The sequence below is a fragment of the Tropicimonas sp. S265A genome (assembly GCF_049800835.1).
Classification (GTDB): domain Bacteria; phylum Pseudomonadota; class Alphaproteobacteria; order Rhodobacterales; family Rhodobacteraceae; genus Dinoroseobacter.
In genome coordinates, this window is record NZ_JBNAFU010000001.1 from 313,834 (window position 1) to 335,495 (window position 21,662).

Below are 21,662 nucleotides of genomic sequence, written 5' to 3' on the forward strand. Positions count from 1 at the left end.
TCGTGCGGCCTTGGCCTTTGACCTTGTCGAGGCCGACGTGTCGGGCGACGCTCGCAGGAATTTTCGGTTTAAACGACTGACGCGTCTCTCGTTCGGAGGATCACGTCCCGTGGGCTTGAATATGCACGCCACTCTTCAGGAAACAAGCAAAAAAACCGTGAAAGGTGGATCTGCGAGCCAAATCGCCCGTTTTCTTGAGCATTCATGCGCGTTTGCGGGCGTCGACGACGCGGTCCTTTCCCCCAAGGTCCTGCCGAACGCATATGTTCGAGAAGCCCGCTGCGCTGAAAATCGCCACGACCTCCGGCGCCTGATCATACCCGATCTCGACGAGCAAGCGCCCGCCCTGCGTGAGCACCCGTGCTGCGTCGCGGGCGATGATCCGGTACGGGGCTGTCCCGACCGGTCCGGGTGTCAGAGCGACTTTCGGCTCAAACAGACGCACCTCGCGTGACAGGTGCGCGTAGACCGCCGCATCGACATAGGGTGGGTTGGCAACGATCAGGTTAAACACACCTTCGACCGACGCGAACCAGTCGGACACCCGCAACTCCGCCCGTGCCTCAAGCCCCAGTGCCGCGCGATTGCGGACGGCCACCGATAGGGCAGCCTCCGAAATATCCACGCCCACCCCGGATGCGGCGGGGCGTTCGGCAAGAAGGGTCAAAAGGATACACCCCGATCCTGTTCCAAGGTCGAGGACGCGTTCGAAAGGCTCTTCGAGAGCGGCCTCGACCAAGGTCTCCGTTTCGGGCCGCGGGTCAAGAACATCCGAAGACACAAGGAAATCATGGGTCCAGAAGGCCCGCGTGCCGCGTATGTGCGAGATCGGTTCGCCCTTGGCGCGCCGCTCCAGAAACTCCTGATAGCGCGACATGAGATCATCGGTGAACACGTCCGCAGGCAGATGCGGCAGCCGGTCGACGGACACGCCGGCGGCCAGCGCCAGAAGCAGCTTCGCCTCGCGTATCGGATCGTCGGTTCCAAGCTGGCCGCGCCCATGGGAAAGCGCGAGAGATAGCGCCTGCGCCGCAGTTGCCGCCTCCAGAACGCTTTTCACCCCTCGACCTCGGCCAGAAGCCGCGCCTGATCATCCGCGATCAGCGCATCAATGACCTCGGTCAGGTCGCCTTGCATGATCTGATCCAGTCTGTAGAGCGTCAGGTTGATCCGGTGGTCGGTCATGCGCCCCTGCGGGAAGTTGTAGGTGCGGATCCGTTCGGAACGATCCCCCGACCCCACCTGCCCCTTGCGGTCCGCAGCCCGTTCGTCGGCGACACGCCGCCGCTCCAGATCGAACAGCCGTGCGCGCAGAACCTGCATGGCAATCTCGCGGTTGCGATGCTGCGATTTCTCGGAACTCGTCACCACGACCCCGGTGGGGATGTGGGTGATGCGTACGGCGCTGTCCGTGGTGTTTACATGCTGTCCCCCCGCGCCGGAGGCCCGCATCGTGTCAATCCGGATATCCGTTGCGGGGATTTCGATATCGACCTCCTCTGCCTCGGGCAGCACTGCCACCGTCGCAGCAGAGGTATGAATACGCCCCCCGCTTTCCGTGGTGGGAACGCGCTGGACCCTGTGGACACCACTTTCGAACTTAAGCCGCGCGAACACACCATCGCCTTCGATCCGGGCGGTCACTTCCTTGATCCCGCCAATCTCTGTTTCCGCAAGCTCGATGATTTCGAACCGCCACCCCTGCGCCTCGGCGTAGCGCTGGTACATGCGCAACAAATCCGCCGCAAACAAAGCGGCTTCCTCCCCGCCTGTACCGGGCCGGATCTCGATCACCGCGGGGCGCGCATCTGCCGCGTCCTTGGGAAGAAGCTCAAGTTTCAGCGCGTGTTCCAATTCCGGAAGTCGCGCTTTGAGGGTGGGGATCTCCTCCTCGGCGAGCGCGCGCATTTCCGGGTCTAACAGCATCGCCTCGGCCTCCGCGAGGTCGGCTACCGCCGTTTCCCACGCCGCGATCTGTTCCACCACCGGCTTGAGGTCCGAATACTCCTTGGCAAGTTGCGCAATCTCATTTGCTGCCGCGCCCGCATTCATCTGCGCTTCGACAAAGCCGAACCGGTCCTTGATCTGGGCGAGTTTGTCCTGAGGAAGCATGGGGAGCGGTGTTCCCTATCCCCCCGCAGAGGTCAAGAGCCCGCCGCAACGGCGTCGACCCAGGATTGCAGCCGTTTGGCATTCACCCCCAGGTCCGAACTTCCGAACCGAAGCCGCGCATAGGCAACCAGCTTGGCGCCGTCACCCGATGGGATCGCCGTAACGCTGGTGTAGTCCGGAAACCCCCAGATCAGCGACCGGGTCATATAGGTGATCCGGCCCTCTTCAACCGACCCGGCGATGACACGGGTGCGCGGAGATGCGTCTGCGACTGCATCAAAAGCCGCCAGCAACTCCTGCGGTGCCATATCAAATTCCGGCGACGCGAGGTCTCCGTCCGCGCGCATCAGGGCGCGTCCATCTCCGGGTTTCAGCGCCAGATCGGTGGGATCGACATGCCATTCCGCAGGATTTGACGGCGAGAGCCGCACGACAGCCATCAGGCCGACAAAAACGAACATCAGCACGATGATTATCGTTCCCGTCCAGTTCATGGCAGACCTTTCTCAAATTCAGGACCTTGAGGGTGCGTCAGACCGATTGCGGTTCTTCGAGTTCCGCTGCAAGGCTCTCCGCCTGCGCAGCAAGTTCGGCCAGCGTCTCGGTCACGCTTGGCGGCACCATGGGAACCTCTATCCGCTCGGGCTCCGGCGCGGGGGCCGCGCGCAATGCCTCGACCGCGGCGGAAGCCTCCGCAAGGCGGGTTTCCGCCTCGCGCAGCTTGTCTTCCAGCCCGGCGGTCTTGTCGGCCAGCATCAACCCGGCCATCAGCAGCAGCCGCGCCTCGGTCATTCGTCCCGCCTGCCCGGCCAAAACCTGCGCTTCGGCGTCAAGCATGGATGCGGCGGATTTCAGAAACGGCTCTTCGCCAGCCTGACAGGCCACAAGAAAATCACGTCCGCCGATGGATATGGTCACTTCAGGCATGCGATGCACCCTCCTCGACCGGGCCGATCTGCGCAAGGATCGCTTCGATATCGCGCAAGTCGGCCGCGCGAGCCGCCTGCAATGCGGCAAGATCGGCGGCCAGCGCCTTGTTGATCACATCGGGGTCCTGAACGCCCTCGCTTGCGGCAACGCGCAGCTCCGCGTTCACGGTTTGCAGGTTCTGCACCGTTTCGCGCAACTGGGTCATCTCGGCGTCGAGCTCAGCCAATCGCGCCTCGGCGCCCGCCTGTGCCTCGGCCGCGGTCTCCGCTGCAAGCCGCGCGGCATCACGCTCTGCCTCAAGCACATCCAATTGCGCCTGATCGGGCGCAGATGCGGCGGCATCACCATCTTTCGCGTGCACGGCGGCGCGGATACGCGCCATCGCGGTGACGAGACGTTCCTCGAGTTCGGATACTTCGCTCATTCCACCTCTTTCCTGTCGACCGCCCGTTCGGGGGCTGTTCTTCGGTGCGCAGATCGGATTTCGAATCGTAACCCCACGCGTCTTGCGCCATCTTACCAAGGGGAAATTGCGATTGCGCGTCGAAATTCTTCCTGCGTTCCCGAGGGCATGACCCTGCGCGCCCGCGAGGTTGTTGCCTTTGGGCGTGGTGCTGGTAAACAGCGCGCACACTTGGCCCCCCTGACCACCGAGGACGCAAACTTGACCATCGCTGAACTGCGCGCCGCGCACCCTGATCACTGGATGAAGGCCACCGCGATCCGCGCGCTGGCGCTCGACGCTGTTGCCAACGCAAATTCCGGACATTCGGGCATGCCCATCGGGATGGCGGACGTGGCGACGGTGCTGTTCGAAAAGCATATGACATTTGATGCAAGCGCCCCTGATTGGCCCGACCGCGACCGGTTCATCCTGTCGGCCGGGCACGGGTCGATGCTGCTCTATGCGCTGCTGCACCTGACCGGCTATGCGGACATGACGCTGGAGCAGATCAAGAATTTCCGCCAGTTGGGTGCGATCACGGCGGGCCATCCGGAATATGGCCATGCCAAGGGGATCGAAACCACGACAGGCCCGCTGGGGCAAGGCATCGCGAACGCTGTCGGGTTCGCGATGGCCGAAGAAGCGCTGCGTGCCCGCTGGGGCGCCAAGGTGGTGGATCACTATACCTATTGCATCGCAGGCGACGGCTGCCTGATGGAAGGCGTCAGCCAGGAAGCTATCGGCCTTGCCGGACGTCATGAGCTGCGCAAGCTGATCGTGATGTGGGACGACAACGGCATCACCATCGACGGCAAGGTTTCCCTGTCGGATCGCACCGACCAGAAGGCGCGCTTTGCCGCCTCGGGCTGGGATGTGTTCGAGTGCGACGGCCACGATCCCGAAGCCATTGACGCGGCGCTGACAGCGGCAAAAGCCTCTGCCGGGCCGGCAATGATTGCGTGCAAGACGCATATCGCTTTGGGGCACGCGGCACAGGACACGTCAAAGGGCCATGGCGCGCTGACCAATTCAGAGCAGAACTCTGAGGCAAAATCCGGCTGGGGATGGGTCTACGGCCCGTTCGAGATCCCGACCGAACTGAAGTCCAGCTGGGAGGTGATTGGCGCGCGCGGTGCATCCGAACGCGCCGCGTGGGAGGATCGTTTCGCCAAGCTGTCAGGCACCAAACAGGCAGAGTTCAACCGCGCGCTTGCGGGCGATGTCCCCAAAAAGCTGAGTGCGACCATCAAGGCACTGAAAAAGCAAATCTCGGAAACGAGTCCCAAGGTTGCGACCCGAAAGGCATCCGAAATGGCGCTTGAGGTCATCAACCCGATCATGGGCGAGACCATTGGCGGCTCTGCCGACCTGACCGGGTCCAACAACACCAAGACCGGCGATATGGGCGTGTTCGATCCCGAAACCCGTGAGGGGCGTTACGTCTACTATGGTATTCGGGAACATGGCATGGCGGCCGCGATGAACGGCATGAGCCTGCATGGCGGTGTGCGTCCCTATGGCGGGACCTTCATGTGTTTTACCGACTACGCGCGTGGGTCCATGCGTTTGTCAGCCCTGATGAAACAGCCGGTTGTCTACGTGATGACCCATGACAGTATCGGTCTTGGCGAAGATGGGCCAACGCACCAACCGGTGGAGCATCTGGCGATGCTGCGGGCGACGCCGAACATGCTGGTCATCCGTCCTGCGGACGCGGTCGAGACCGCCGAAGCCTGGGAGATCGCGCTGGAGCAGAAAGAGACACCGTCCGTGCTGGCGCTTTCGCGTCAGGGTCTGCCGACAGTCCGCACGGAACACAAGACCAAGAACCTGACTGCGCAGGGCGGTTATGTTCTGGCGGATGCAGATGGCAAGCGTCAGGCGATCCTGATGGCGACCGGATCGGAAGTTTCCATCGCGATGGCCGCGCGCGATTTGCTGCAGGCCGAAGGGATTGGTACACGCGTTGTGTCGATACCCTGCTGGGAAATCTTCGAGGAACAGCCCGACGCCTACCGCCGCAAGGTGCTGCCCGCAGGCCCGGTGCGTGTTGCGATCGAAGCAGGCATCCGCTTTGGCTGGGACCGTTGGCTCTATGGTGAGCGGGGGAAGCGCGAAAAGGGCGGGTTTGTCGGCATGCACGATTTCGGCGCCTCCGCACCGGCAGAGGACCTCTACGCCCATTTCGAGATCACACAGGAGGCAACGGTCGCCAAGGTGAAAGAGATGCTTGGCCTGTAAGAAGATCACGGGGGCTCTGGCGCTGCACGCGCCTTCAGACTTGGATGCAAGAAGGCCCGCCCATCCGGTGGGCCTTTTTCGCGTCACGGCAGCTCTGTCAGCTGCCCTTGACCATCTGGACGACCGGCCCGATGACCCGCAGGACAATCGGGACCGTTGCCAGACCAACGGCCAGGCCGAGAATGCCGTCCAGTGCCGCTGTCACGAGCCATTCGATGAATCCGTTCCCCTGACCGATGGCGTGTGCTGCGTCATGCACCAGATGCGCGGGCGCACCCCAACCCATCTGTTCCAGCGCATGCAGGATGATCGAGCCGCCGACCCAGATCATCGCCGCCGTCCCGACGATCAGCAGAAGCTTCAGAAAGGTCGGCATGCCCGCAACGATCCCGCGGCCAATCGCGCGCCCGACACGCGTGATCCCCTCGCGGGCTAGGTGCAGACCGACGTCGTCGGCTTTGACGATCAGCGCCACGGATCCATACACAAGGATCGTGATTCCAACCGCGACGATGAACAGCGCCGATAGTTCGAAGAAGAAACTCGACTCCGGCAGGGCCGACAGGGCGATTGTCATGATCTCTGCCGAGAGGATGAAATCCGTCTTGATCGCGCCTGCGACCTTCGCTTCCTCAAGCTGCGCGGCGGTGACTTTTGGCGCGTCGGTGTCCTCCTCATGGTGGTCGTGCCCTCCGCCGAAGACGTGTAGGACTTTTTCCGCGCCTTCGAAGCATAGGTAAATCCCGCCAAGCATCAAAAGAGGCGGGATCATCCAAGGGGCGAAATTCGACAGGATCATCGCGACGGGCAGCAGGATCACCACCTTGTTGAAGATCGACCCCTTGGCGATTTTCCAGACGATGGGCAGTTCGCGGTCCGGCTGAAACCCCTGCACGTATTTCGGAGTTACCGCGGCATCATCAATCAGAGCGCCCGCGGCCTTTGCCCCGGCCTTGGTGGCCTGGCCGACCACATCATCGACTGATGCTGCGGCGACCTTGGCGATCCCCGCCACGTCGTCCAAAAGTGCTAGCAGTCCCGACATGTGATTTTCCCACGATGAGCAACAATTCCCGACTTTAACGTAACTGTGCCCGAAATAGGTGCAAGCCGTTAGCGGTATCATCGCATGTTTTCGCTAACATGTTGGAACCGCGACATTTTCTGCCTTTAAAATGTTACTCATCAGAGGTACGAGAGCGGCAACGGAATACAACGGGATACCGTGATCAAGGTCTTCCAGGGGTTCAGGAGTGTGCAAGATGACGATTACAGTCGGGATTAACGGGTTTGGACGGATCGGGCGTTGCACCCTTGCGCATATCGCCGAAAGCGCACGCAACGACGTTCAGGTCGTCAAGATCAACGCGACCGGCCCGGTCGAGACAAACGCGCACTTGCTCAAGTATGACAGTGTCCACGGGCGTTTCGGTGGCGAGATCAAGGTCGAAGGCGACACAATGGATATCGGGCGTGGCCCAATGCAGGTGTTCTCGACCTATGACCCGACCGAACTGGACTGGTCCGGTGTTGATGTGGTCATGGAATGCTCCGGCAAGTTCAATGCACGCGACAAGGCCGCCGTGCATCTTGAGCATGGTGCCAAGCGCGTCCTGGTATCCGCACCCGCAAAGAATGCCGACAAGACAATCGTTTACGGCGTAAATCACCGCGCCCTGACCACGGACGACCACGTCGTGTCCAACGCGTCCTGTACGACAAATGCCCTGGCGCCGTTGGCAAAGGTTCTGCACGAGGCGATCGGCATCGAACGCGGGATCATGACCACGATCCATTCCTACACCGGCGACCAACCCACGCTGGACCGGCGCCACTCGGACCTGTACCGCGCGCGCGCAGCCGCGATGGCGATGATCCCGACCTCCACCGGGGCGGCCAAGGCCATCGGCGAGGTCATCCCGGAACTCTCCGGCAAACTGGACGGAACCGCCCTGCGCGTGCCGACGCCGAATGTCTCTGCCGTAGACCTGACCTTCGAGGCGGGCAAGGACGTCACGGTCGAGGATGTGAACGAGATCGTCCGCGAAGCGTCCGCCGGGCATATGGGCGCCGTATTGGCCTATGATCCGGAGCCGAAGGTATCCATCGACTTCAACCATACGACGCATTCGTCGATTTTCGCGCCGGACCAGACGAAGGTCATCGGACGCACGGTGCGGGTGCTGGCCTGGTACGACAACGAGTGGGGCTTTTCCTGCCGAATGGCAGATACTGCCGCGGCGATCGGGCGCTTGATCTGAACGCTTGATCTCTGTGCCCGGCGGTCCTAGGCCCGCCCCATGACCAATCAAATCGCCATTTGGCTCGGGCTGTTTCTGATCGCAGCCGCTCTGTTGGACGCCATTCTAAAAGGCGGCTCAGGTCTGTTGGGACTTGCCCGCATCTTTCACGATTTGATCCTCACGCTGCGCTTCTGGCGGTAAAGATTGCTTGACGGCTCTGGGGGGAAACCGGTATCGCGGAACCGTTAGCGCTATCATTCCGTTGAGAGTTCTGGAAGCATGCGCAATCACACAGCGGGGGCACCGGAGATGACACTCAAGGTAGCGATCAACGGCTTTGGCCGCATTGGGCGCAATGTATTGCGGGCCATGGTCGAGAACGGACGCACCGACCTGGAAGTCGTTGCGATCAACGACCTCGGGCCGGTCGATACCAATGCGCACCTGTTGCAGTACGATTCGGTACATGGGCGGTTTCCGGCCGACGTGAAGGTAGCAGGTGACACGCTGGATGTGGGTCGCGGCCCCATCGACGTGACCGCGATCCGTGATCCCAAGGACCTGCCATGGTCGCATGTCGATATCGTGCTGGAATGTACGGGAATTTTCACTTCTCGGGATAAGGCCGCGCTGCATCTGGAGAACGGCGCAAAGCGGGTGCTTGTCTCGGCTCCGTCTGCGGGGGCGGACAATACGATCGTATACGGCGTCAACCACGGCACGCTTTCCGGGTCTGATATCGTGGTGTCCAATGCATCCTGCACGACAAACTGCCTGAGCCCGGTCGCCAAGGTACTTCAGGATGAGATCGGGATCGTCAAAGGGTTCATGACGACGATCCACAGCTACACGGGTGATCAGCCGACATTGGACACGATGCACAAGGATCTCTACCGCGCCCGGGCAGCGGCGATGAACATGATCCCGACGTCAACTGGCGCGGCGAAGGCCGTGGGGCTGGTGCTCCCGGAACTGGCCGGTAAACTTGATGGCGTTGCCATCCGCGTGCCGACCCCGAACGTGTCAGTGGTTGACCTGACCTTTGAGGCCGCACGCGACACCAGTGCCGACGAGATCAACGCCGCGGTCCATGCCGCTGCCGAAGGACCACTAAAGGGCGTCCTTGGCGTGACAGACCACAAGCTCGTATCGATGGATTTCAACCACGACTCCCGGTCGTCGATCTTTGCGACCGACCAAACAAAGGTACTGGAGGGGCGGATGTGCCGCGTGCTGAGCTGGTACGACAATGAATGGGGCTTCTCCAGCCGCATGGCAGACACGGCAGTCGAAATGGGAAAGTACCTCTAGCCTTCGAAAATCGGGATGTGCGGGGCCGCATCGCGCGGCAGAACGCCGGTGAGCCGGGGGTCATCCGCGACCTCGATCTGCTGCCGCAGTGGCGTGAAGCCCGAGCGGATATAGAACGCCACCGCGTCCGGGTGATCAAGCGTGCAGGTATGCACCCAGACCCGGCGCACCCCGTCCCGCTGCCATGCCCGCGTGAGGGCGATGTTCATCATGTACCGCCCGGCGCCCTGCCCGACCGCCTCCGGAACCAGTCCGAAGAAGGCAATCTCGCAGGCTCCCGGATCGCGGAAGTCCAGTTCAAGCAACCCGATTTCACGGCCTGCGTCACGCAGAACAAACACCTCGACCGCGGGATCGTGCAGCAGAGCCACAAGCGCTTCGGTGGTTTTTGTCATCTGCGAGAACCACAGCCACGGCTTGCCCCCCACTGCCATGTAGAGGGTGCGATACCAATCCGGATCGGGCGTGCGGACATGGTCAAGGACAAGCGCGGGCAAGTCGGGGGAGGCGCGCAAGTCCGGCGGCTCCAGCATGTGCAGATGTGTGACCACCGTTGCGACCTTGCCGTACGGTACATCTGTAAATCCATCCGGTTGTAGCATGTGACACCTTTTTTGCTGCGCAATCCTGCTGTGGATAAGCTCTGCAAGAAACGCAAGACGGCTTTCGCAAAGCATCAATTGTGCTGCGCCGCAGCGCAACCATATCAATGAGGTATCAGGAATGTTAGCGCCACCAAAACTGGCGCCTCATCACAGGAGAGAAGCCATGTGCGGGTTTGTCAAATCTCTGAAAACAGCAATCCACAAGCGCGTTGCGTTTGAAAGAACCGCATTCGAAATCGCGCATCTTCCGCTGCAAACTGCACTTGATCTTGATCTTTACGCAGGCGATGCGCGCAAGATTGCCCACCGTGCGGTTTACGGCTACTGAGCGGCCTTCGACCGGAGCGGCGGACCAAACTCCGCCTCAAGCGCCTCGCGTACCGGCGGCGTGACAAACGGCGCGACATCGCCACCGAGCCGGGCGATTTCCTTGACCAGTTTCGACGCAATCGCCTGGTGTTCGGCCTCGGCCATCAGAAAAACCGTCTCGACGCTGTCGTCTAGGCGTCGGTTCATGCCAACCATCTGGAACTCGTACTCGAAATCCGCCACCGCGCGGAGGCCACGAATGATGACGGACGCGCCGACATCACGGGCACAGTCAATCAGCAGGTTCTCGAACGGGTGTGCGACGATTTCAATGCCCGTGGCGTCTTCGATGTCGGCACATTCATTGCGCAACATCTCCACCCGCTCATCCAATGAGAAAAGCGGGCCCTTGTCGCGATTGATGGCGACGCCAATCACAAGCCGGTCCACAAGCCGGGCCGCGCGGCGAATGATGTCCAGATGACCCAGAGTGACCGGGTCAAACGTGCCGGGGTAAAGACCAATGCGCATGGGCGTCTCCTGTCGTCACCGCGACCAAGCCCGATCCCTTTTCAGGTTTCAAGACAGTTCGCGCAATCCGTGACGGTCTATCGCGGGGCTAAGTCGGACGGATCAGGGCTCAAAAGCCCATGATCATGCCTTCCAGGGCCTCTTTCTCCATACTGACTTCCTGCAAGCGGGCCTTGACCGCGTCACCAAGAGTGACGATCCCGACCATTTCGCCATTCTCCACAACCGGCATGTGACGGAACCGACCGTCGGTCATCTTTCTCAGGACGCTGTCTGCGCTGTCTTCGAGTGAGCACGTCACGGGATCGGCGGTCATCATCGAGCCCACGGTCTCGCTCAGGCATACCGGGCCGCGCTTGCCAACCTCGCGCACGATATCGCGTTCCGAAAGGACGCCTTCGGCGGTTTTTCCGTCGGACGACACGACCACGGTCCCGATCCGCTTCTCCGACAACATTTTCGCGGCATCCGTCACCGACGCATCCGGCGTGATCGTGACAACGCCTTCTGTCGACTTTGCTTTCAGAATCTGATGTACGAGCATGTGTCCTCCGCTTGGCTAGTTCGCAAAGCGTCGCGCCCGGACCCCCGGTCTGTCAAGCGATCCGCTCTGTTTCGGTCAGTGTGGCCCGAAAAAGGGCGCTGAACTCCCCTGAAAATTGCCGAAGGCCTACGACTTTTTGGTCATCTGCGTGCCTGACAAGATAGAAACTGCGCTGAAGTGCGATCTCGCCGGGCAAGACACGTTGCAGGTCGGGGGCCGCGGGCAAGGCAAAGTCATGCACCACCCCAAGCCCGCCCCCCGCGCGTAGCAGTTGCACTTGAACGGCGGCGGAATTGGATGAAAGCCGCGCACGGTTCAAACCGATCTCCGAAAGGTAATCCAGTTCACGGTCGAAGATCATGTCCGGAATGTACCCGACGATCCGGTGGGCCTTCAGATCGGCCAGGCAGGTCACGGGCGCGCGCGCGAGCAGATCGCGATGCCCTGCCAGATGCAGCGCGTAGGTGCTGAGCTTCTGCACTGTCAGTCGCCCGGTCTCGGGCGGGGATACGGTGATTGCCATATCCGCCTCGCGCTTGGTCAGGTTCACCACGCGCGGCAAGGCAACGATCTGGAGATCGAGATCGGGATGACGCTCTGCCAAAACGGCACATACCTGCGGCAGAAGATAATTCGCACAGCCATCCGGGGCACCGATGCGGACCGTTCCCCGCAGCCCCTGGGCGCCCGCAAGCGCCCCTGCCCCGGCGCGTACGGCATTTTCCAGCGCCTCGGCATGGGGCAACAACCGTACGCCAGCTTCGGTCAGCCGGTAGCCCAACGGGGATTTGACGAATAAAGGCTGGCCGCATCCGGCCTCCAGCCGCGCGATGCGCCGCCCCACCGTGGCCGGATCCATGCGCAATCCACGTGCGGCCGGCGTTAGGCCTTCGGCACGGGCCACGGCAAGGAAAACACGCAAATCGTCCCAGTTACTATCCATTGCACTCTTGCATTTTTGCAAAGCCTTTTTGGAATATTGCTTCTTTTCCCGATAAATTTGCAAGCCTACAGTACGCGCAGCAATCAGGTGGGAGGATCCAATGCAAGAACTCAGCCATTACATCGGCGGCACACAGGTCGCCGGCACGTCCGGACGTTTTGCCGATGTCATGAATCCGGCAACGGGGGAGGTTCAGGCGAAGGTACCGCTTGCCTCCACTGCGGAGCTTGACGCCGCTGTTGCCGCTGCGGCCGCCGCGCAACCGGCATGGGCCGCGACCAACCCTCAGCGGCGGGCGCGGGTGCTGATGGAGTTCGTGCGCCTTCTGCACCGCGACATGGACAAGCTGGCCGAGGCCCTGAGCCGTGAGCACGGCAAGACGCTGCCTGACGCCAAGGGCGATGTCATACGCGGGCTCGAAGTTGTGGAGTTCTGTATCGGCGCGCCCCACTTGTTGAAGGGGGAATACACCGACAGCGCCGGTCCGGGGATCGACATGTATTCCATGCGTCAGGCGCTCGGCGTGGTGGCGGGCATTACCCCGTTCAACTTTCCGGCCATGATCCCGATGTGGAAGTTCGCGCCAGCATTGGCCTGCGGCAATGCCTTCATCCTCAAGCCTTCGGAACGTGACCCATCGGTGCCGCTCATGCTGGCGGAACTGATGTCCGAAGCCGGGTTGCCCGACCATCTCTTGCAGGTGGTCAACGGTGACAAGGAGGTGGTCGACGCGATCCTCGACAATCCCACTGTGCAGGCGGTGGGGTTTGTCGGCTCAACACCCATTGCCGAATACATCTATTCGCGCGGTTGCGCGAACGGCAAGCGTGTGCAGTGTTTTGGCGGTGCCAAGAACCACATGATCATCATGCCCGATGCCGATATGGATCAAGCGGCGGACGCGCTGGTCGGCGCAGGGTACGGCGCGGCGGGTGAGCGGTGCATGGCGATCTCCGTCGCCGTGCCAGTGGGGGACGAGACAGCCGACCGGCTAATTGAAAAACTCGTGCCGCGGATCGAAGCCCTGAAGGTCGGCCCCTATACCGCGGGCGATGATGTCGACTACGGCCCCGTGGTGACGGCCGCAGCCAAGGCCAATATCGAGCGGCTGGTCGACTCTGGTGTTGCAGACGGGGCGAAGCTGGTCGTGGATGGCCGTAACTTCAACCTTCAAGGGTATGAGGACGGCTTCTTCATCGGGCCGCACCTGTTTGACCACGTGACCCGCGAGATGGACATCTACCGCAAGGAGATCTTCGGCCCGGTCCTGTCCACAGTGCGGGCGCAGTCTTATGAAGAGGCGCTTGGCCTCGCGATGGACCATGAATATGGCAACGGCACCGCGATCTTCACGAGGGATGGCGATGCCGCACGCGACTTCGCCAACCGTATCAATATCGGGATGGTCGGCATCAACGTGCCCATTCCCGTGCCGCTCGCCTACCACACGTTCGGCGGCTGGAAGAAATCCGGGTTTGGCGATCTGAACCAGCACGGCCCGGATGCGTTCAAGTTCTACACACGCACGAAGACCGTCACCGCCCGCTGGCCGTCGGGGATCAAGGAAGGTGGCGAGTTCACGATCCCGGTGATGCAATAATACCGACGATCGCCGAGACGAACACTGCGAGGGGCGGCCCAAAGCCGCCCTTTTTCGTGTGAAACTTGCGTGACGTTCGCAGGTTGGGGATACCTGTAGCGACAACGGAGAACCACATGGGCACACCGAGTTTCACAATGGGCATCGAGGAGGAATACCTCCTCGTCGATCTTGACAGCCTGCAACTTGCGGAGGCGCCGCAGGCCCTGATGGATGCATGCCGTGCGGAACTGGCCGGTCAGGTCAGCCCCGAGTTCCTGCAATGCCAGATCGAGATTGGCACGGGGGTGTGCAGCACCATCGCCGAGGCGCGCGAGGACCTGCGCCGGCTGCGCGCCACCGTGGCGGCGGAGGCAAAGCGGTTCAACCTCGCGCCGATTGCCGCCTCGTGCCACCCGTCCGCGGACTGGGCAAAGCAGCACCATACCGACCGGGACCGCTACAATGCGTTGGAAAAGGATCTCGCCGGGGTGGCGCGGCGGATGCTGATCTGCGGCATGCACACCCATGTGGGGCTGGACAGCGACGCGCTGCGGATCGACCTGATGCCGCAGTTTTCCTATTTCCTGCCGCATCTGCTGGCACTGTCGGCCTCCTCCCCGTTCTGGAAGGGCGAGGATACCGGGTTGGCGTCATACCGGCTGACGGTGTTTGACAATCTGCCCCGCACGGGCCTGCCGCCCTCCTTCGCGTCCTGGCCGGAATACCAACGCGCCACGCATATCCTGATCGACCTCGGCCTGATCGAGGATACGACGAAAATCTGGTGGGATCTGCGGCCATCCCACCGGTTCCCGACGTTGGAAAGTCGCATCTGCGATGTCTGCCCCCGGTTGGAGGATGCGCTGTCCATGGCAGCATTGACACAAGCCGTCATGCGCATGCTGTGGCGCATGCGGTCCGGCAACACCCGCTGGCGCATCTACGAGCGGTTCCTGATCGCCGAAAATCGCTGGCGCGCGCAACGGTATGGGGCCACCGGCAGTCTGATAGATTTCGGCGCGGGCGAAGTGAAACCGCTGCATGTGTTGACCGACGAGTTGCAGGACCTCGTTTCCGAGGATGCCGAGGCTCTGGGCAGCACAGCGGAAATCGCACACCTGCGCACAATCGCGGAGAACGGGTCAAGCGCCGACCGGCAACGGGCGACATTTGCCGCGGCGATCGACACCGGAGCGAACAAATCTGCGGCCATGCAGGCCGTCGTCGGCCACCTGATCGACGAATTTCACGCCGATCTTTAGGATAATTTTTAGGACCGGGGGAGCATGAAAAAACCGGCTCTTACGAGCCGGTTCCTAGGTCTTGTCTGTCGTTGAGCGATCAGGCGGCTTTGCGGCGCCGCGCGATCCCGAAACCAACGAGGCCGGTCAGGAGGAGCACCCCACCAGCAGGCAGCGGAACCACGGTCGTGGGCGGTGTGCCGGTGCCGTAAAGCGTAAAGTGTGAAAGCCCGGGGCCGAACTTTGTTGGCTTGCCGGGTTTCACCTGACCATTGATCAGGCTCGCAGTGCTCCAAGTTCCGGAGGTTGCTGCAGTATCGGACGCACCCAGCAGGTACGCAGAGAAGGAATCGCTTCCCTTCAAAACCGCCATGATAGTCCCGAATGCGCTGTAACCACCCGCCGAGACGGTCCACGTGCCGGTTTCCGCGCCACTGGCCGCTGTGGTTGTCAAGACACCACTCGTGCCTGAGGAGGCATCGACCTTTGCTATCTCAGACCAGTTGTCCAGACCAAAGATTCCGTTGAGGCTTTGATTCGAATCATTGCCGTCATAAGCACCCTCGCAGGCCGTTGACCCCGAAAGGTCCGAGATGCTGCACGTTGTCGATCCAGTTTTGAGTGTAAGCGCCGAAGCCATTGACGCAGAAAGAATAATCGCGGCGCACGTTGCTGCCGCAGCTTTAATTGCAAGTCTCATAACCCTACCCAAGTCTACTACACCGCCACCAATTGCGGCGAAACTATGAATAAAATATGACGGAATTCGCAATTTGCAAAATGGTTAATGCAGGAACTCGGGCTTCCCTTACGTCACCTTTGGCGCGAGAGTGGCAGTCATCTTGCATCGCGCCCCGCACTGGCGTTAAGTGAACGCGCGTTCAATTCATGGCGGGAGTGCCCTATGGAATTCGCGCTCAGCGAAGAACAGACTGCGATCGAGGACATGGCATTTGCCTTCGGGCAGGACCATATCGCACACCACGCGCTGGCGTGGGAGAAATCCGGAACAATTCCCAAGGACCTGTGGCCCAAGCTTGCGGAACTTGGCTTCGGCGGACTTTACGTTTCCGAAGAGTCTGGTGGCGCGGGGCTGTCCAGGCTCGACGCTACGCTCGTGTTCGAAGCCCTGTCGAGGTCTTGTCCGTCCGTGGCGGCATTCCTGTCGATCCACAACATGTGCGCCGCCATGATCGACAAGTTCGGCTCCGCGGCCCTGAAGGACCAGTACCTTGAGCGCGCCATTTCGATGACGTGCTTTTTCAGCTACTGCCTGACGGAACCGGGGTCCGGCTCTGATGCAGCAGCGCTCAAGACGCGGGCCGCGCGGACGAATGCCGGCTACACTCTGGACGGGACAAAAGCGTTCATCTCAGGCGGCGGCTATTCGGACGCCTATATCGTCATGGCCCGCACGGGCGAGGACGGACCGCGCGGTGTCAGTTCTTTTGTCGTCGACGACGGGATTGACGGTCTGAGCTTCGGCGGACTTGAGGACAAGATGGGCTGGCGCGCGCAACCGACGCGCCAGGTTCAGTTCGACGCCTGCAACATCCCCGCCGCCGCCCTGCTGGGCGAAGAAGGACACGGGTTTCGCTATGCCATGACCGGGCTAGACGGTGGGCGGCTGAACATCGCTGCGTGTTCGCTCGGCGGAGCACAGGCCGCGCTGGACGCAACGCTGACCTACATGGGCGAGCGCAAGGCGTTCGGGACGTCGATCGATCAGTTTCAGGCTTTGCAGTTCCGCCTTGCGGACATGGAGATCGAATTACAGGCGGCGCGCGTTTTCCTGCGCCAGGCCGCGTGGAAGCTCGACACCGGCGCTGCGGACGCCACAAAGGCTTGCGCGATGGCAAAGAAATTCGTGACCGAAGCCGGCAGCCGGATCGTCGATCAGTGCCTACAGCTTCATGGTGGCTATGGGTATCTGGCCGATTACGGGATCGAGAAACTGGTGCGCGACCTGCGGGTACACCAGATCCTCGAAGGGACGAACGAGATCATGCGTGTGATTGTCAGTCGTCAGATGCTGGCCGAGCGGGGCTGACCATGGCTGACATCGACATCCGGCGCGAGGGACGCGCCGGGCGTATCACGCTGACCAGACCGGATGCGCTGAACGCGCTCACCTACGATATGTGCCTGAGGATAGCAGAGGCGCTTTCGGCGTGGCGCGATGACCCGCAAGTGGCGCTGGTCCTGATTGATGGCGACGGCCCTCGTGCGTTCTGTTCGGGCGGCGATATCGTCGAGATGTACGAAACCGGGCGCGCAGGCAATTTCGGATACGGGCACCGGTTCTGGGCGGACGAGTACCGGATGAATGCGGCAATTGCCGATTTTCCAAAACCGGTCGTCAGTTTTTTGCATGGGTACACCATGGGCGGCGGTGTCGGCGTAGGCTGTCATGCAAGCCACCGCGTGGTGTGCGAGACGAGCCAGATCGCCATGCCTGAATGCGGCATCGGTCTTGTGCCCGATGTTGGCGGCTCCGCGCTGCTGGCCCGCGCGCCGGGACGGTTGGGCGCGTATTTCGGCACCACGGGTGCACGGATGGGTCCCGGAGAGGCAATCCTCGTGGGCTTTGCCGACCTTTACTTGCCTCAGGCCGCTTGGCCGGATGTCAAGGCGGCCTTGGTCGCCACTGGCAAGGTTGAGGCGTTGCAGGCCTGCGAGCCGCCGCCAGAGGCATCGGTTCTGGAAGACCAGGCAAGAATCGACGCGCTTTTTGCGGATGCAGACGCCGCCGCGACCCTGACCCGGCTTGAAACCTCCGAAGATACGATTGCGCAATCGGCGCTCAAGGCGTTCCGCCGCGCCTCCCCGTTGAGTGTGGCATGTACCTTGCGGATGCTTTCGACACTTGGGAAAACACCGACGCTCAAGGAAGCCCTGCAACAGGAATACCGGTTCACGTGGCGCGCGGCCGAGAAGGCCGATTTCCTTGAAGGCATCCGTGCCCAGATCATCGACAAGGACCGGACGCCCCAATGGAGGCATGCATCCGTCAGGGATGTGACCGTGCTGGATGTGGCCGCGATGCTGGCACCGCTGGGGCGGGACGAGTTGATTTTCGAGGGAGGAAAGACATGAAGATCGGATTCATCGGGCTGGGCAATATGGGTGCCCCCATGGCGGTAAACCTTGTGGCTGCGGGGCACGACGTTACGGGCTTTGACCCGAGTGCACCCTGCCCGGACGGCGTGGCTCAGGCCGCAAGCGGGGCGGAGGCGGCCACGAAGGCAGACGTGGTCATCAGCATGCTGCCCAATGGAACGATACTGCGCAGTGTCGCGACAGAGGTGATCCCGGCCATGTCGCCCGGTGCCGTGCTTCTCGACTGCTCAACCGTGGATGTTGACAGTGCACGCGCCGTCGCGGCAGAGGCCGAGGCAGCGGGCCTTGGGTTTCTGGACGCGCCCGTGTCCGGCGGCACAGGCGGGGCAACCGCAGGCACGCTGACCTTCATGGTCGGCGGCTCCGCCGAGGCGTTTGAAACTGCCAGACCACTTTTCGACATCATGGGCCAGAAGGCCGTGCATTGCGGGGCAGCGGGCAACGGACAGGCCGCCAAGATCTGCAACAACATGATCCTTGGCGTCACGATGATTGCAACCTGCGAGGCGTTTGCGCTGGCCGACAAGCTTGGCCTTTCGCGCGAGGCCATGTTCGACGTCGTTTCCACCTCGTCCGGATATAGCTGGTCGATGAACGCCTATTGCCCGGCACCGGGGATAGGTCCGCAAACCCCAGCGGACAACAATTACAAGCCCGGTTTCGCCGCATCCCTCATGCTCAAGGACCTGCGGCTCAGCCAACAGGCAGCAGAAACCGTCAGCGCGGACACCCCGATGGGCGCTCGTGCCGCGGAACTCTATACCGAGTTCGTCGAAGCCGAAGGCTGCGGCGAAAAGGACTTTTCAGCCATGCTGCCACGGTTCGAGACCCGCACTCGCGAGAGCTGACCCGGTCAGCGCCCTTCAAACCTTGCAGGGCGCTTTTCGAGAAACGCCAGAACACCTTCTTTGAAGTCGCGGGTTTGCCCACAGCGGCCCTGGAGTTTCGCTTCAAGGGCCAGTTGCTCTTCGAGCGTGTTGTTGAAACTCTGCCGCAATGCCTGTTTGACCCCCGCGTAGGCCGCTGTCGGCCCCTGTGCGAGGTGGGCAACGCGCGCCTGCCACGTAGCGGTGAAGGCTTCTTCTGGAACAGATTCCCAGATCATCCCCCACGCATCGGCTTGCTGGGCGGTGATCTTCTCGGCGAAAAGTGCGGTGCCCATGGCCTTGGCGAACCCGATCTGACGCGGCAGCCAGTAGGTTCCGCCAGCGTCCGGCATCAGACCGATCCGCGTGAACGCTTGCAAGAAAACTGCTGACTCCGTTGCAATTACCACATCAGCTGCAAGTGCAAGGTTTGCCCCCGCCCCAGCGGCGGCCCCGTTCACCGCCGATACTGTCGGGATGGGGCAATCAAAGATCGCGCGCAGCATTGGCTCATACTCATCGCGCAAGGTCCGCTCCAGATCCAGATTGGCTGCGTTGGCGCGGTCTCCCAGATCCTGACCCGAGCAAAACGACTTGCCCGCCCCGGTCAGCACAAAGACGCGGGCTTCCCGACCGGCCCGCAGTACCGCGTCAAGGATCTCGGCCCGCATCTGAGTATTCAAGGCGTTCATCACCTCGGGGCGATTCAGCGTCAGCACCGCCGCCCCGTCGTTCAACTCATACGTGATGGTTTGATAGTCCAACCTGCGCTCCCCTCGTCCCGATAGCTTTGACGCAAGCTAGCAGGTCCGGGCGGAGTGTTAAGAGGAACGCAAGGTCATTTGCGCGCGAAGAGGAAAATCGGCTCAGTAAAACGTGGTTTTGGTCAGCCACAGAAAATGGCAGCGGTGACGAACTATCGCAAAACTGCGTTCTTCAATTTGTTCCCTCGTCGCGTGCAACTTCCAAGGTCCAAAGTCAAAAACACCGCTCGGACGCACCTTGGACCGTTCCAGAAACACCAGATCAATCAGGCTGGATGCCCCCGGCTCACCTATCCGCCATTCGATCCCCTCGAACGAGCAGTCCCGCAGACGCTCCGAGTTGCTCCAGATCAGGCTCCAGCGACTTTCTGCAGGCTCGATACGGGTCAGGTTCGCGGGCGTTACCACGGGCTTCAAATACCCTTCTACAACGCCACCAAAATGCTGCACGAACACCAAAAGCATCGCAATGAACGCAACACTCAGCAATCTAGACATTTCCAAAACCCCCTTTCAGAGCATAGGCAACAAGCGCCAGAACGAAGGCTCCGAGGATCAAACGCACCAGCCATTTCAGAGAATCTTCAATCGAATTCAGTCTGTTTTCGACGTTCACGCGGTGCACCTCTTCGACAGCGTTACGCGTCTCGACAATGGTCAGGCGGGCTTCAATCGCCCGCTTCCAGTCTTCGGTCATTTCTGCTGTCTCCAATCGGCAAGGGCAGAGTTCGGCTCCCCCTCGCCCGCAACGCGGCTTACGCCTTCTGCGGCTTGTTCCGCGCGGCGTTTCTTTCGAAACGACTCCGCCCGCAGGTAAGTCTGGCCCAGGCTTTTCTGAAACTGCTGGCTTTTCAGTTGGTGACGCGCGCCAAAGTAGAACGACACGATGGCCCCCAGAAGCCACCACAGAGGCTCGGGAACGAGCGCCATGCCGCCCATACGCTCTGCAAACCAGATCGGATCGACCATCGCCGCCACGAACAGTCCGAGCGTCCCGAAGGCCAGCGCCGGGCGCGGCAAGCGGTTGAGCCCATCCATGACCCGGTCAAACAGCGACGGGCCGGAATGCTGGAACTCCTTGCCGAACTGCTCGCGCGCGCCTTGCGTCAACTGGTGGTGACGTTCGGCACTGGCCTCTGCGTTCTCGCGAAAGATTTCGACCGTTTCCTTTACGGAGCCACCGGCGCCAAAAAAGAAGTCCAGAAAACGTTCCATCATTCCCATGTTGCTGTCCGTGCGCGATGCGCGGCCTCCGTCAGATGATACTTGCTAGAGATGAATTCCTCTGCCCGGCGGATCCATCCGCCCTTGCCGCCATCCTTGCGGCGGGCATACTTGCGCGACGCCGGACGGGCATCCGCGATGGCGTAGTAATAGTTACGCCGAGCGATCCCATAGGCGTCAGCGAAGTGATGTGCGGCTTCATCCTGCGCCCTGTGGGCAGTGGCTGCGGTGATGGGGCCGATCACGCCATCCACCGACAGGTCGAACCCCATCTCGATCAACAGCCTTTGCAGGATACGGATCGCATGACTGCCAGCGTTCACGTACATGTCGAACACGCTGGCTTGCACGCTTTCCGGCAAAAGTGCGATTTTCGGTTTCTGAAAGTAATCGCGGATGAACAGATCAACCGCGATGTCCGGAGTGAGTGCGCGCACATCGGCCGTATCGACGGTCCCGTCTCCGGTCAGGTCGAGGCCGAGCCGACGCATCGTGTGTATGGTGACACCATAATTCGTGGCACCGCCGAGATCATCGGGATCGTCTACGAAGCCACCCTCGCGGACGACAATCTCTCGGGCAAGATCCTGGACAGAGCGCATGAAACACCCCTTCCGCGTTGTTGAAACCGCAGAAAGGATGCGAAACCTT

General features: G+C 61.4%; 26 protein-coding genes. 10 read left to right on the forward strand and 16 right to left on the reverse strand.

What is annotated here, in order from left to right; all coding sequences use genetic code 11:
* Window positions 1-202: 202 nt before the first annotated feature.
* From prmC to ACP15N_RS01605, 5 genes are read right to left on the reverse strand one after another with little or no spacing between them, the layout of a single operon-like run.
* Window positions 203-1,060, reverse strand: coding sequence for a peptide chain release factor N(5)-glutamine methyltransferase (prmC, locus tag ACP15N_RS01585; protein ID WP_425090462.1), 858 nt, complete (start codon window positions 1,058-1,060; stop codon window positions 203-205).
* Window positions 1,057-2,112: a peptide chain release factor 1 gene (gene prfA / locus ACP15N_RS01590; protein WP_425090463.1), complete on the reverse strand. Its 1,056-nt coding sequence runs from the start codon at window positions 2,110-2,112 to the stop codon at window positions 1,057-1,059. The genes prmC and prfA overlap by 4 nt, the downstream gene beginning before the upstream one ends.
* Before the next feature lie 32 nt (window positions 2,113-2,144).
* Entirely contained in the window at window positions 2,145-2,606 is a 462-nt protein-coding gene (locus ACP15N_RS01595; RefSeq protein ID WP_425090464.1) for a DUF1499 domain-containing protein, read from the reverse strand.
* Between the two features lie 37 nt (window positions 2,607-2,643).
* Window positions 2,644-3,039, reverse strand: coding sequence for a cell division protein ZapA (locus tag ACP15N_RS01600; RefSeq protein ID WP_425090465.1), 396 nt, complete (start codon window positions 3,037-3,039; stop codon window positions 2,644-2,646).
* The gene (locus tag ACP15N_RS01605; protein WP_425090466.1) at window positions 3,032-3,466 is read right to left on the reverse strand and encodes a hypothetical protein; all 435 of its coding nucleotides are present in this window, start codon (window positions 3,464-3,466) and stop codon (window positions 3,032-3,034) included. The genes ACP15N_RS01600 and ACP15N_RS01605 overlap by 8 nt, the downstream gene beginning before the upstream one ends.
* A gap of 240 nt (window positions 3,467-3,706) precedes the next feature.
* Between ACP15N_RS01605 and tkt the strand changes: the two genes are divergently transcribed.
* Window positions 3,707-5,728: a transketolase gene (gene tkt, locus ACP15N_RS01610; RefSeq protein ID WP_425090467.1), complete on the forward strand. Its 2,022-nt coding sequence runs from the start codon at window positions 3,707-3,709 to the stop codon at window positions 5,726-5,728.
* Between the two features lie 97 nt (window positions 5,729-5,825).
* Here tkt and ACP15N_RS01615 read toward each other — a convergent pair whose 3' ends face one another.
* The gene (locus ACP15N_RS01615; protein WP_425090468.1) at window positions 5,826-6,773 is read right to left on the reverse strand and encodes a DUF808 domain-containing protein; all 948 of its coding nucleotides are present in this window, start codon (window positions 6,771-6,773) and stop codon (window positions 5,826-5,828) included.
* Between the two features lie 217 nt (window positions 6,774-6,990).
* Here ACP15N_RS01615 and gap (ACP15N_RS01620) point away from each other — a divergent pair, with 217 nt between their 5' ends.
* The 3 genes from gap (ACP15N_RS01620) to gap (ACP15N_RS01630) all read left to right on the forward strand — a co-directional run bounded on the left by gap (ACP15N_RS01620) (window position 6,991) and on the right by gap (ACP15N_RS01630) (window position 9,282).
* On the forward strand, window positions 6,991-7,989 hold the full coding sequence (gene gap / locus ACP15N_RS01620; protein WP_425090469.1) for a type I glyceraldehyde-3-phosphate dehydrogenase: 999 nt from the start codon (window positions 6,991-6,993) through the stop codon (window positions 7,987-7,989).
* Window positions 7,990-8,028: 39 nt separating this feature from the next.
* The gene (locus ACP15N_RS01625) at window positions 8,029-8,172 is read left to right on the forward strand and encodes a hypothetical protein (protein WP_425090470.1); all 144 of its coding nucleotides are present in this window, start codon (window positions 8,029-8,031) and stop codon (window positions 8,170-8,172) included.
* A 108-nt stretch (window positions 8,173-8,280) separates the two neighbouring features.
* On the forward strand, window positions 8,281-9,282 hold the full coding sequence (gene gap, locus ACP15N_RS01630) for a type I glyceraldehyde-3-phosphate dehydrogenase (protein ID WP_425090471.1): 1,002 nt from the start codon (window positions 8,281-8,283) through the stop codon (window positions 9,280-9,282).
* On the opposite strand, the gene ACP15N_RS01635 is transcribed toward gap (ACP15N_RS01630), so the two are convergent.
* On the reverse strand, window positions 9,279-9,884 hold the full coding sequence (locus tag ACP15N_RS01635; protein WP_425090472.1) for a GNAT family N-acetyltransferase: 606 nt from the start codon (window positions 9,882-9,884) through the stop codon (window positions 9,279-9,281). The genes gap (ACP15N_RS01630) and ACP15N_RS01635 overlap by 4 nt on opposite strands.
* Before the next feature lie 166 nt (window positions 9,885-10,050).
* On the opposite strand from ACP15N_RS01635, the gene ACP15N_RS01640 reads away from it, so the two are divergent.
* Window positions 10,051-10,215 carry a hypothetical protein gene (locus tag ACP15N_RS01640; RefSeq protein ID WP_425090473.1) on the forward strand — a complete coding sequence of 55 codons (165 nt, stop codon included), beginning with the start codon at window positions 10,051-10,053 and terminating at the stop codon, window positions 10,213-10,215.
* Here the strand turns inward: ACP15N_RS01640 and coaD are convergent.
* The 3 genes from coaD to ACP15N_RS01655 all read right to left on the reverse strand — a co-directional run bounded on the left by coaD (window position 10,209) and on the right by ACP15N_RS01655 (window position 12,214).
* Window positions 10,209-10,727: a pantetheine-phosphate adenylyltransferase gene (gene coaD, locus ACP15N_RS01645; protein ID WP_425090474.1), complete on the reverse strand. Its 519-nt coding sequence runs from the start codon at window positions 10,725-10,727 to the stop codon at window positions 10,209-10,211. The genes ACP15N_RS01640 and coaD overlap by 7 nt on opposite strands.
* A gap of 109 nt (window positions 10,728-10,836) precedes the next feature.
* Window positions 10,837-11,271 carry a CBS domain-containing protein gene (locus tag ACP15N_RS01650; protein WP_425090475.1) on the reverse strand — a complete coding sequence of 145 codons (435 nt, stop codon included), beginning with the start codon at window positions 11,269-11,271 and terminating at the stop codon, window positions 10,837-10,839.
* Between the two features lie 52 nt (window positions 11,272-11,323).
* Window positions 11,324-12,214: a LysR family transcriptional regulator gene (locus ACP15N_RS01655; RefSeq protein ID WP_425090476.1), complete on the reverse strand. Its 891-nt coding sequence runs from the start codon at window positions 12,212-12,214 to the stop codon at window positions 11,324-11,326.
* A 100-nt stretch (window positions 12,215-12,314) separates the two neighbouring features.
* Between ACP15N_RS01655 and ACP15N_RS01660 the strand changes: the two genes are divergently transcribed.
* Window positions 12,315-13,814, forward strand: coding sequence for a CoA-acylating methylmalonate-semialdehyde dehydrogenase (locus tag ACP15N_RS01660; RefSeq protein ID WP_425090477.1), 1,500 nt, complete (start codon window positions 12,315-12,317; stop codon window positions 13,812-13,814).
* 116 nt (window positions 13,815-13,930) lie between these two features.
* Entirely contained in the window at window positions 13,931-15,058 is a 1,128-nt protein-coding gene (locus tag ACP15N_RS01665) for a carboxylate-amine ligase (RefSeq protein ID WP_425090478.1), read from the forward strand.
* 79 nt (window positions 15,059-15,137) lie between these two features.
* Here the strand turns inward: ACP15N_RS01665 and ACP15N_RS01670 are convergent, their stop codons facing one another.
* Entirely contained in the window at window positions 15,138-15,737 is a 600-nt protein-coding gene (locus ACP15N_RS01670; RefSeq protein WP_425090479.1) for a VPLPA-CTERM sorting domain-containing protein, read from the reverse strand.
* Window positions 15,738-15,941: 204 nt separating this feature from the next.
* On the opposite strand from ACP15N_RS01670, the gene ACP15N_RS01675 reads away from it, so the two are divergent.
* From ACP15N_RS01675 to mmsB, 3 genes are read left to right on the forward strand one after another with little or no spacing between them, the layout of a single operon-like run.
* Window positions 15,942-17,087, forward strand: a complete 1,146-nt coding sequence (locus ACP15N_RS01675; RefSeq protein WP_425090480.1) for an acyl-CoA dehydrogenase family protein — start codon at window positions 15,942-15,944, stop codon at window positions 17,085-17,087.
* A 2-nt stretch (window positions 17,088-17,089) separates the two neighbouring features.
* The gene (locus ACP15N_RS01680; protein WP_425090481.1) at window positions 17,090-18,133 is read left to right on the forward strand and encodes an enoyl-CoA hydratase/isomerase family protein; all 1,044 of its coding nucleotides are present in this window, start codon (window positions 17,090-17,092) and stop codon (window positions 18,131-18,133) included.
* On the forward strand, window positions 18,130-19,005 hold the full coding sequence (mmsB, locus tag ACP15N_RS01685; protein ID WP_425090482.1) for a 3-hydroxyisobutyrate dehydrogenase: 876 nt from the start codon (window positions 18,130-18,132) through the stop codon (window positions 19,003-19,005). The genes ACP15N_RS01680 and mmsB overlap by 4 nt, the downstream gene beginning before the upstream one ends.
* A 5-nt stretch (window positions 19,006-19,010) precedes the next feature.
* Here mmsB and ACP15N_RS01690 read toward each other — a convergent pair whose 3' ends face one another.
* The 5 genes from ACP15N_RS01690 to ACP15N_RS01710 all read right to left on the reverse strand — a co-directional run bounded on the left by ACP15N_RS01690 (window position 19,011) and on the right by ACP15N_RS01710 (window position 21,613).
* Window positions 19,011-19,787, reverse strand: coding sequence for an enoyl-CoA hydratase-related protein (locus ACP15N_RS01690; protein WP_425090483.1), 777 nt, complete (start codon window positions 19,785-19,787; stop codon window positions 19,011-19,013).
* Window positions 19,788-19,889: 102 nt separating this feature from the next.
* Window positions 19,890-20,285, reverse strand: coding sequence for a hypothetical protein (locus tag ACP15N_RS01695; RefSeq protein WP_425090484.1), 396 nt, complete (start codon window positions 20,283-20,285; stop codon window positions 19,890-19,892).
* Window positions 20,278-20,484 carry a hemolysin XhlA family protein gene (locus ACP15N_RS01700; protein WP_425090485.1) on the reverse strand — a complete coding sequence of 69 codons (207 nt, stop codon included), beginning with the start codon at window positions 20,482-20,484 and terminating at the stop codon, window positions 20,278-20,280. Before ACP15N_RS01700 ends, ACP15N_RS01695 begins: the two co-directional genes overlap by 8 nt.
* Window positions 20,481-21,011: a holin family protein gene (locus ACP15N_RS01705; RefSeq protein WP_425090486.1), complete on the reverse strand. Its 531-nt coding sequence runs from the start codon at window positions 21,009-21,011 to the stop codon at window positions 20,481-20,483. The genes ACP15N_RS01700 and ACP15N_RS01705 overlap by 4 nt, the downstream gene beginning before the upstream one ends.
* Entirely contained in the window at window positions 21,002-21,613 is a 612-nt protein-coding gene (locus ACP15N_RS01710; RefSeq protein WP_425090487.1) for a holin-associated N-acetylmuramidase, read from the reverse strand. The genes ACP15N_RS01705 and ACP15N_RS01710 overlap by 10 nt, the downstream gene beginning before the upstream one ends.
* Window positions 21,614-21,662 lie beyond the last annotated feature (49 nt).